The 8,901-nt window shown below is 52.7% G+C and carries 12 protein-coding genes; 9 read left to right on the forward strand and 3 right to left on the reverse strand.

Going from position 1 to position 8,901, the window contains the following annotated elements:
- Positions 1-118 precede the first annotated feature (118 nt).
- The 4 genes from H6F80_RS26920 (at position 119) to H6F80_RS26935 (ending at position 3,906) form a co-directional block, all read left to right on the forward strand.
- Positions 119-1,510 carry an MlaD family protein gene (locus tag H6F80_RS26920; protein ID WP_242067592.1) on the forward strand — a complete coding sequence of 464 codons (1,392 nt, stop codon included), beginning with the start codon at positions 119-121 and terminating at the stop codon, positions 1,508-1,510.
- Between the two features lie 299 nt (positions 1,511-1,809).
- Entirely contained in the window at positions 1,810-2,718 is a 909-nt protein-coding gene (locus H6F80_RS26925; protein WP_190794594.1) for an ABC transporter permease, read from the forward strand.
- Between the two features lie 190 nt (positions 2,719-2,908).
- The gene (locus tag H6F80_RS26930) at positions 2,909-3,307 is read left to right on the forward strand and encodes a hypothetical protein (RefSeq protein WP_190794595.1); all 399 of its coding nucleotides are present in this window, start codon (positions 2,909-2,911) and stop codon (positions 3,305-3,307) included.
- Positions 3,304-3,906 carry a DUF924 family protein gene (locus H6F80_RS26935; protein WP_190794596.1) on the forward strand — a complete coding sequence of 201 codons (603 nt, stop codon included), beginning with the start codon at positions 3,304-3,306 and terminating at the stop codon, positions 3,904-3,906. Before H6F80_RS26930 ends, H6F80_RS26935 begins: the two co-directional genes overlap by 4 nt.
- A gap of 22 nt (positions 3,907-3,928) precedes the next feature.
- Here H6F80_RS26935 and H6F80_RS26940 read toward each other — a convergent pair whose 3' ends face one another.
- Entirely contained in the window at positions 3,929-4,525 is a 597-nt protein-coding gene (locus H6F80_RS26940) for a DUF2854 domain-containing protein (RefSeq protein WP_190794597.1), read from the reverse strand.
- Positions 4,526-4,653: 128 nt separating this feature from the next.
- On the opposite strand from H6F80_RS26940, the gene H6F80_RS26945 reads away from it, so the two are divergent.
- The 5 genes from H6F80_RS26945 (at position 4,654) to H6F80_RS26965 (ending at position 7,576) form a co-directional block, all read left to right on the forward strand.
- Positions 4,654-4,848 (forward strand): hypothetical protein, encoded by a 195-nt coding sequence (locus H6F80_RS26945; RefSeq protein ID WP_190794605.1) that lies wholly within the window; start codon positions 4,654-4,656, stop codon positions 4,846-4,848.
- A gap of 348 nt (positions 4,849-5,196) precedes the next feature.
- Positions 5,197-5,532 (forward strand): 2Fe-2S iron-sulfur cluster-binding protein, encoded by a 336-nt coding sequence (locus tag H6F80_RS26950; RefSeq protein ID WP_190794598.1) that lies wholly within the window; start codon positions 5,197-5,199, stop codon positions 5,530-5,532.
- Complete coding sequence (locus H6F80_RS26955; RefSeq protein ID WP_190794599.1) at positions 5,529-5,738, forward strand: DUF8621 family protein; 210 nt, start codon at positions 5,529-5,531, stop codon at positions 5,736-5,738. Before H6F80_RS26950 ends, H6F80_RS26955 begins: the two co-directional genes overlap by 4 nt.
- Positions 5,739-5,758: 20 nt before the next feature.
- Entirely contained in the window at positions 5,759-6,865 is a 1,107-nt protein-coding gene (locus H6F80_RS26960; RefSeq protein WP_518523664.1) for a DUF3326 domain-containing protein, read from the forward strand.
- Between the two features lie 108 nt (positions 6,866-6,973).
- The gene (locus H6F80_RS26965; RefSeq protein WP_347277934.1) at positions 6,974-7,576 is read left to right on the forward strand and encodes a CPBP family intramembrane glutamic endopeptidase; all 603 of its coding nucleotides are present in this window, start codon (positions 6,974-6,976) and stop codon (positions 7,574-7,576) included.
- 12 nt (positions 7,577-7,588) lie between these two features.
- Here the strand turns inward: H6F80_RS26965 and H6F80_RS26970 are convergent, their stop codons facing one another.
- Together H6F80_RS26970 and H6F80_RS26975 are read right to left on the reverse strand one after the other, a co-directional pair.
- Complete coding sequence (locus H6F80_RS26970) at positions 7,589-7,783, reverse strand: hypothetical protein (protein ID WP_190794601.1); 195 nt, start codon at positions 7,781-7,783, stop codon at positions 7,589-7,591.
- A gap of 618 nt (positions 7,784-8,401) precedes the next feature.
- The gene (locus tag H6F80_RS26975) at positions 8,402-8,581 is read right to left on the reverse strand and encodes a hypothetical protein (RefSeq protein WP_190794602.1); all 180 of its coding nucleotides are present in this window, start codon (positions 8,579-8,581) and stop codon (positions 8,402-8,404) included.
- Positions 8,582-8,901: the final 320 nt, after the last annotated feature.

Here is an 8,901-nt window from a genome sequence, read left to right on the forward strand (position 1 = left end):
TGCCGTGTTGCCAGAATGCTGCACATCCTTAAAAAACGGTGGACGAAAGACCATCCACTATGGACAATAGACTTTCGGGAAGCCTATAGCTAGATTGCCAGCCAGATGAGAGTTTAGATTGGCGATCGGTCATCTACCTGTATTTTCCATTGGCATCAGAGGGCACATCATGCGATCGCGTACCGTTCGAGAAGGTTCTGTGGGCTTGCTCATTTTGCTGGGGCTGGCTTTGCTGGGCGGGCTAATTCTGTGGATTCGGGGCTTTGCTCCCGGTCGCCGCAGCTACATTATTACGGTCGGGTTTCCTACAGTGTCCGGCATTCAGGAAGGCGCGCAGGTGCAATATCGCGGGGTGCAGGTGGGGCAAACCAAGACCATTCGCGCCTCTGCCAATCTAGTTGAGCTGGATCTGGAAATTTCCCCCACAACTGTCGTGATTCCCCGAAACTCTCTGGTTGCCGTTTATCAAACCAGCTTCACTGGAGAGAGCGTCGTCGAAATCACGCCTCAGCAAGATATCCCAGCCGCCTTCGCCAACGCTGACCCTCTGGGAGCAGACTGCAATAGCCAGGTGATTGTTTGTAACGGTGACAAACTTCAGGGACAAGGCGGAGTCACCTTTAACCAGCTTCTCGATGCCACCACTCGCTTTGCTAACACCTTTTCTGATCCCCGATTCTTTAACGAACTGCGTCAGCTCACGCGCAACAGTGCCGGGGCTGCGACCGGGGTCGCTACCCTGACCAGAGAAGTCGCTATCCTTTCCCGATCGCTTCAGCAAGAAGTGGGGTCTGTGACGCGAGAAGCTGCCCTCTCTGCCCGATCGATCGGACGCGCTGCTGACCAGACAGCTCTTACGGCGGCTCAGGTGAGCGACTTGCTCAATACCAATCGGGTAACAATCGTCTCAACGCTCAACAGCATCAGCACTACCAGCACCCAGATTCAGTCGGTTTTAGGTCAGCTCTCTCCAGCCCTTGGCGGCAGCGATAACAACCTCGTCCAAAACCTGCAAACTCTTTCTGCCAATGCAGCTCAGGCGTCAGCGACCCTGAGAAACCTCACCGATGCTGTCGGCACAGCCGATAATATCCTATTGCTTCAGCAAACCCTCGACTCAGCGCGGGCAACGTTTCAAAATGCCCAAAAAATCACCGCCGACCTGGACGAACTCACAGGCGATCCCCGCTTTCGGGACAATGTTCGCAGTCTCGTCAACGGGCTGAGCGGTCTGGTCTCCTCGACCCGGCAGCTTGAGCAGGATGCTGCCATTGCCCAGACCCTTACCCCGATCGCCTCACGGTTTCCCGAAGGGATGGTTAGCACAGAGCGCAACGCTGAAGGAAGCGCTGCCCAAGTCGAGCAAAAGCCTGAGGCGGGGCAAAGCACTTCGATCCGATCGAGCCAGGAGGAAATCGCCCCTGCTCCAACCGCAAGTGATGACTCGGATAGCGATTTGAGCGCCCCCTTAAACCAGCCCCCCGCTCGCTCTAACCCCCTGGACCAATAGGAACCACAGCAGGGTACAATAGCCAGCTTTCTGCCTCGCCTCAGACTCCTTTCAAAACCACAGCTAAAAAGGCGCACCGCGGCACGCCTCGAAGGAGCATGAGTAATTCACTGAATCTGACCTACACCCGATCGCCCCCCCATTCCCGAAACTTCCCGCCCCCTCCCAACCCAGTACGGTCATCGCCCCCTTTCCGCTTGCTCAAACGCTTATCCCGCTCCAGAAGATGCGTTAGTCTAAAGACATTGAACTTAGATTGATGCAACAGGAATAGAATCTGAACTGGGAGGCAATTTCAGATGGGTCAAACCCTTACTCCTTCTAGCCTGAACAAATCTCAGGCAACGGCTGAACCGATGCAAAGCACTTCCCCAAACGGGGAAAACGCCCCCGCTTCTGGATTCAGTGATTTCGTTCAGGAGACGGCTGCGCTGACTCGTCGGCTGTTTATTCAGCTTCAGCGTCGCCCTTCGACTCTCATTGCGGGAATTATTCAGCCTGTGATGTGGCTGATTTTGTTTGGGGCATTGTTTCAGAATGCGCCGAAAGGACTGTTTGGTGAAAGCACGAACTACGGGCAGTTTCTCGCGGCTGGGGTGATTGTGTTTACTGCCTTTGGCGGCGCGCTCAACGCCGGATTGCCTGTCATGTTCGATCGCGAATTTGGCTTCCTCAACCGATTGCTGGTTGCGCCGCTGGCTTCGCGGTTTTCGATCGTCCTGGCTTCTGCGCTGTTTATCGCCACGCTGAGCCTGGTGCAGACGAGCGTGATTATTGTGATGAATGCGGTTTTAGGAGCAGGATTGCCCGATCCACTGGGACTTGGACTGGTAATTTTGATCGTGCTGACGCTGGTGATAGGTGTGACGGCTCTTAGTCTGGGGCTTGCTTTTGCGCTGCCGGGACACATTGAGCTAATTGCCGTGATTTTTGTGACCAACCTGCCGCTGCTGTTTGCCAGTACCGCGCTAGCTCCGCTCTCGTTTATGCCGACCTGGTTGCAGGTGGTGGCAAGTTTGAACCCGCTCAGTTATGCGATCGAGCCAATTCGCTATGTCTACACGCACAAAGACTGGCTATTCAGCAGCATCGTCATGCAAACGCCCTTCGCGTCGATTTCGCTGGGGACTGCCCTGTTGATTCTGCTTGGGTTTAGCACGATCGCCCTGCTGAGCATTCGTCCTTTGCTGCGCCGCAGCTTTGCATAATTCATCTTCCAATGGCATCCCCCAATGGCTTCCGATTGTTTCAAAATCTCTTGATGTTGGGGGAGCTAGGGAATCTGCCACTGCTCAAACGAGCCTGAAACCAGATTGGGAGCTTTTTAAGCGAGAATTCGTCTCCTATCCCAGCAACCACGCTATTCTTGAAGTCAATTTTCGGTGACAAGGTGAGGATATGAACGGAGCATTCAAACGAGTTTGTTTTACCTTAGTGAGCTTGAGCGCGATCGGCGGACTCTGTGCCCTGCCTGCTTCTGCTCAGACCAGCTCAAATCAGGCTTTACCGGGATTGGGCAGCAGCGATCAAAACAGTGACTCCTTTGGTGGCACAAATGGTTTAGATATGTATGACCTATTCCATCGGCTGCAAATGGGATCCATGCCCAGCATGTCGGAGTTTAACCAGGAACAGCAGCGTACGATTAACTCTGCTGCTTCTGATTTTCGCGCTCGTCAGCTAGAGCGACTGCGCCAGCAAAATTCTCAGCAAAACCCGCAGGTGCAGCCTTCTCAAACGGCTCCGGTTGCTCCGTTCCCTTCTTCTCAGCCCTCGATTAACCGGATGCCGCAATGAGCCAAAATCTGACTCTGGAGCCTGCCGCCGCCGAAGTCCTCACTTTCTGGTTTGGTGCGCCTGGGGAGGATACATCCTATGCTGCTTGCCGCAAGCTCTGGTTTGGCAAAGCTCCTGAGTTCGATCGCGCAATTGCTGAACGGTTTCGATCGCTGATTGAGCAAGCCGCCGCCGGACAGCTCGACTCGTGGCAGCGCACGTCGCAAGGGGCACTAGCTCTGCTGATTTTGCTCGATCAGTTTCCGCGCAATCTTTATCGGGGGACACCCCAGGCATTTGCGAGCGATCTCAAAGCTCTAGCCGTGGCGAAAACTGCGATCGATCGCAAATTTGATCAAGAGCTAGCACCCCTTCAGCGGATTTTTGTATACCTGCCGCTTGAACACAGCGAAATGTTGCCAAACCAGGCGCGATCGGTTGCCCTGTTTGAAAAGCTAAGTGCCGACGCTCCAGAGCTACAGGACACATTCGACTACGCGATTAAACATCGAGATGTGATCGATCGCTTCGGACGCTTTCCCCACCGCAACGCGATTTTGGGCAGGTTCAGTACACCAGAAGAGATCGAATTTTTGCAGCAGCCCGGCTCGTCGTTTTAACAAATCCATTTCCAAAGTACTTTTAGCTGGCTGGCTCGGTTGCTTCGGAGCTTTCCGAAGGGGTAACTGCCTGCTCACTTTGCCGAATTAACGCCAAATCGACTCTTTCCTCTTCTGGCTGTTCGACTTCAGCGTACAGTCCGGGTCCAAAAAATCGCTCGATCTTTTCCCGTTTCCCTTTCCAGGTGTTGAAGGAAATAAGGGGCGAATAAAACTCTAGTACTAGTGTGTAAGCTCCGTTGCGCGACTCTTCCCGGATGCCAATCAGATCGGGACGTTCTTCGTCGGTGGGCTCCAGCCCTAGATAGTCTAACGAGGTGTCCAGGTGCGCTTTTTGTCCGTAGCGATAGCGGGTGACATCCGATCGAATCTGGTTTTGGGTGGCAGTTGCCTGCTCTTTTCGCAGGTTTAGCAGGTCGGGGGTAACGGGCTGGCTGTAGGGAACGGGCTTGAGTTCGGCAACACGAAGGGCTAAACCACCCAGCAAAACTGGAATTCCATAGAAAAAGCCGATCAGGTTGAGTGTGGGATTGCCCGAAAAGTAGGCGGCAAATCCAACCACGGTTAGAATGCTGCCCACGGTTAAGCCCAATGCGCCGAGAGAAATTTGACGTAACATAAAGTTGAGTCCTGGAATTCCCTTCACAATTATTCACCATTTAGGTGTGTCGTTGCTGAATGATTTTCCAGCGGATTTTCACCAGAGCCTGTCTCTGAGCCTGCCCATGAGCCTACGGAGCACGAACGATGCCTGATTCTGAAACCCCGATCGATCCTCAAACTCTGCGCGATCGATTTAAGCAGATTGAGAGCCAGCGTGATTCGCTGCTGCGCCTGCTAGAGCAACCTGATTTAGGAACCCTGCGGATTGATGTCAATCAGGCGATCGAGGAAATTGATGATTTAATCGATGACTTCCGTCGCACTTTCCCCCAAGGATAGCAGGATCGCTGTTCCGAACCGCCCCCTAAGCGAACTGATTTCGGTGGAACCGAACCATTGCAGGCATTCTTTTTGTAACCGCAGGTTCCCACTGCTCAAAGTCCCCCCTCGCTCTTTAAGAGCGGCAAACAATCAGTTGGGGGGTTTAGGGGGCAATGCAGGATTTCTGCTACGCCTCAAACCATCTTGTATATCCGTCTTGATATCCGTTCGATTGCCATTACATCGCAGTTACATTACTCCGTGAAAGCGATCGGCTTGCGCTAGTCTAGATCACTGGGGCATTTACGCCTCCAGTCTCGAATCAATGCCGTTTTTAATGCAAGTCACGCAATCGATCGCATTCCTATGAGTCAAGCCTACACTGTCGAACTTCATCACCAAGGCACAGCCCACACCCTGACCGTGCCTGAAAATCAGACCGTCCTCGAAGCGGCTCAGGCTGCCGGATTGGATTTGCCCTATTCTTGCAGTGCCGGGGTTTGTACAACCTGCGCTGCCCAAATTTTGGAAGGCACGGTAGATCAGACCGACGGGATGGGCATTAGTCCCGCTTTGCAGCAGCAGGGATATGCGCTTTTGTGTGTATCGTATCCGCGATCGGATCTGAAAGTTGAAACTGAGAAAGAAGACACGGTGTATCAGCTTCAGTTCGGGCAGTTTCAGGAAAGCAAGAAAAAGTGATCACGCGATTTGTGACGATCGAAGTTTCGCTCACGGAACCTGCGGACTTGCAACGGTCGATCCTGAAGGCTTTGCAGGTGCAAGGTGAGCCGTTGCGTTGGGCGGTGGCGGGGGTGGATGCTGATCGTCAAACTGCCCAGATCGAAGCCGTTGTGCTGAGCCCGACTCAGTTTGCGATTCCTTTTTCGTCGGTTACTACGGTTTAAATGAGTTGAACTAGAACGGTGTGAGCGTGAATTCTCGTCCCTATACGGTGATGTTAATTGTACCGACGGGCATTGGGGCAGCGATCGGAGGCTATGCCGGGGATGCCCTGCCTGTTGCAAAAGCAATGGCTCAAGTTGCCGATCGCCTCATTACCCATCCCAACGTGATGAATGGCGCGTCGCTGTACTGGTCGCTGCCAAACGCGCTCTATGTGGAGGGTTACGGGTTGGATCAGTTTGCGGCGGGAAGCTGGGGCTTGCGTCCGGTGCATCAAAACCGGGTGGGGTTGGTGCTGGATCAGGGCATTGAACCCGAGCTACGGCTGCGTCATTTGCAGGTGGCAGATGCGGCACGGGCAACTCTGGGTCTGACGATGACAGATTATGTGGTCACGGATGCTCCGCTCGGCGTGGAACTGCGGACGGCAGAATCCGGTGCGACTTGGGGCACGATTCAAAATCCGGGCAGTTTGCTGCGGGCAGTCGAAAAGCTGATCACCCAGGCAAAAGCAGAAGCCGTGGCGATCGTCGCCCGATTTCCTGACGATCCGGGCACTGAGGCACTGATGCAATATCGGCATGGGCAGGGAGTTGACCCGCTGGCAGGAGCCGAAGCGGTGATCAGCCACTTGATTGTGCGGACGTTTCAGATTCCCTGTGCCCACGCGCCTGCCCTGTCGCCCCTGCCAATTGACCCGACCCTTTCGCCCCGATCGGCAGCTGAAGAATTGGGCTATACGTTTTTGCCCTGTGTGCTGGTCGGCTTGAGCCGTGCGCCGCAGTTTGTAACTTCACGAGAATCGATGCCTTCCACAGGGGCAATTTGGGCAAATGAAGTCGATGCGCTGGTGATTCCGGCAAGTGCCTGCGGCGGCAGTGCAGTGCTGAGCCTGAGCCAGACTTCCACCCAGATAATTACTGTGCAAGAAAACCAGACGAGTCTAAACGTTCCGGCTGAAGCCTTAGGAATTGAAACGATCGCCGTTCATTCCTACCTCGAAGCCCTGGGCGTTTTGGTGGCGCATCGGGCGGGGCTCAATCCGGCAAGTCTTCGATCGCAGATTGCCAATCTTCAGGAGTGCATTGCAGCTTCCCCAAAAGCAAATTTTCTTCAAGAAATTAGATAATCATTAGGCAATCTGTAACCCTTCCGAGGGTTTATTCGCATACCAGATTGCAGTAGATTGCTGTTAAAAATTGCTCGTTATTCCCATCCCAGCTCCCCTAAAGAAACTGTGTCTGAGCCACCTTCTAACCCCACTCCTCAGCCTGATGTTGAACCTTTAAGCCGGGTTCAGGTTCTCACTGCAATGGGCGTGACGGCGATCGTCCTGCTGCTGGCTTCGCGGCTTTGGCTACTGCTTGATCCGGTTGCGCTGCTGCCGCTGGATTGGTCAATCCAGAGTGCGCTGTGGGGCGTGGGGCTGGGCGTTGGCATTACGGCTGCTAGCTCGATTACTTATCGGCTCTGGGCAGGCTATCGTCAGAGTGCAGATTACTATCTAGCCCTGATTATTCAGCCGCTTGCCCTGCCCGATCTGATCTGGCTGGGGCTACTGCCAGCACTGAGCGAAGAACTACTGTTTCGGGGGGTGATGCTGCCCTCGGTGGGGTTGAACTGGTATGGACTGCTGATTTCAAGCCTGTGCTTTGGTGTAATGCACTTTAGCGGCCGCGAGCAGTGGTCATATATGATTTGGGCAACAACGATCGGGCTAGTGCTGGGCTGGGGCGCGCTAGAAACCGGAAATTTGCTCGTTCCCGTGGTGGCGCATATCGTGACAAATCTGGTGTCAAGCTGCATCTGGAAATGGCGGATGCGAGACGTGGCGGGCTAGGCAGACAAAAGCCTATGCTCGGCGAATACAGTCGTCCTGAATCGCATCTTGCAGCAATTGCAGCAGTTGCCGATCGCGCTCAGTCAGGTTGCCCTGCTCTACAATTTGCTCAATACGGATTTCTAGACCAGGAGTGAGTTCGCCCTGCTCTAGGGCTTGTCGGATGCACGCTTCGAGAGACATTGCCTTAGAATTGCTGGAATTCACGGTTTTACAGAGTGCAGCTAAAACAAAGTGCAACTAAAACTAAAGTGCAGCTAAAAAAGCTCAGTTAAACAGTCAAACACGATAAACCGGGAAGCGTTGAACTGAAGTCTTGAGTAAAACCTCATCATTTCAGCAATCTATTCCAGATCGATCGCAAAATCCCGCAAGATCTTAGCAATTCTAGATTAGAAAATCCGCACTTCTTCAAACTACACCGCAGCCTCACCCTGATCAGGAAAATTGGCAGTATTGTTTATCTAAAGAACTGGGATACAATTCTGCAATTTCTCCAAATCTCTAAAATGTCCAAATTTGATATAGTTAGCCCCTGTAGCTTGAAGCAGGCGACAGGGAGAAACGCTGCATCTGGGAATCTGCGTTGAGGAAAAAAGCAAGCCAGCCTCTTGTCCTGCCAGCCTTGTCCTGCCTAAGCTTTATTCTGCCTGCGCTAACCGGAGCCATATCCGAGCGGTTGACTGAATTCTGCACCGCTCCTGCTCAGCAGTTGCTAGAGTGTTGTAACGTACCTGAGTAGCGCAGCAATTCCAAAGCTGCATGAGTTACGCTTTGCCAGCCCAGCTTATGCTTTCTTAAAAAGCTCTCTTAAAAATTTTTAACTTAGAACAGCGATCGAACCGCCTGAATTTTGCTTTGCAGCATTCGTTTGGTGGTTTGCTCGATGCGGATGCTCATTTGCAGGGTCAAACTGTGTTTCAGCCAGGCTCGAAACTCATCACGGCTAATTCTGCCGCTTTGGTATTGTTTAACAGTGTATTTGAGAGTATCTACATAGCTCATTTTACAAGCTTATGCGGAAGGACTGAAATTGAGATGTGCCGCTCGGTAGAGAAACAAAAAAATTAACGTTATGTTAATTCGTTTAGCAATTAAAAAGTACTGTTGCGAGACCGGAATGGGAACGATCGCAGGAATCAAGTGAACCATGATTCTGCAATAAAAAACGCAATCAGAAGAAAAAGAAATGGGAGAATGGTAACACCTGCTTTACACCGAGCTTATGACCCTGACTCCCGATATTCGCTCGACTCCCAGCTTTGCCCCTGCCCCAATTTCAATTGATCTGCTGCAATCGGTGTTGGAAGAGCTTTATGCTCAGT

The sequence above is a fragment of the Leptolyngbya sp. FACHB-711 genome, from assembly GCF_014695615.1.
Classification (GTDB): domain Bacteria; phylum Cyanobacteriota; class Cyanobacteriia; order Elainellales; family Elainellaceae; genus Leptolyngbya_A.

Coding starts and splice junctions, on each gene's coding strand:
- H6F80_RS26925 (WP_190794594.1), top strand. CDS start 1,810: ATGGGTCAAACCCTTACTCCTTCTAGCCTGAACAAATCTCAGGCAACG.
- H6F80_RS26930 (WP_190794595.1), top strand. CDS start 2,909: ATGAACGGAGCATTCAAACGAGTTTGTTTTACCTTAGTGAGCTTGAGC.
- H6F80_RS26935 (WP_190794596.1), top strand. CDS start 3,304: ATGAGCCAAAATCTGACTCTGGAGCCTGCCGCCGCCGAAGTCCTCACT.
- H6F80_RS26940 (WP_190794597.1), bottom strand. CDS start 4,525: ATGTTACGTCAAATTTCTCTCGGCGCATTGGGCTTAACCGTGGGCAGC.
- H6F80_RS26945 (WP_190794605.1), top strand. CDS start 4,654: ATGCCTGATTCTGAAACCCCGATCGATCCTCAAACTCTGCGCGATCGA.
- H6F80_RS26950 (WP_190794598.1), top strand. CDS start 5,197: ATGAGTCAAGCCTACACTGTCGAACTTCATCACCAAGGCACAGCCCAC.
- H6F80_RS26975 (WP_190794602.1), bottom strand. CDS start 8,581: ATGAGCTATGTAGATACTCTCAAATACACTGTTAAACAATACCAAAGC.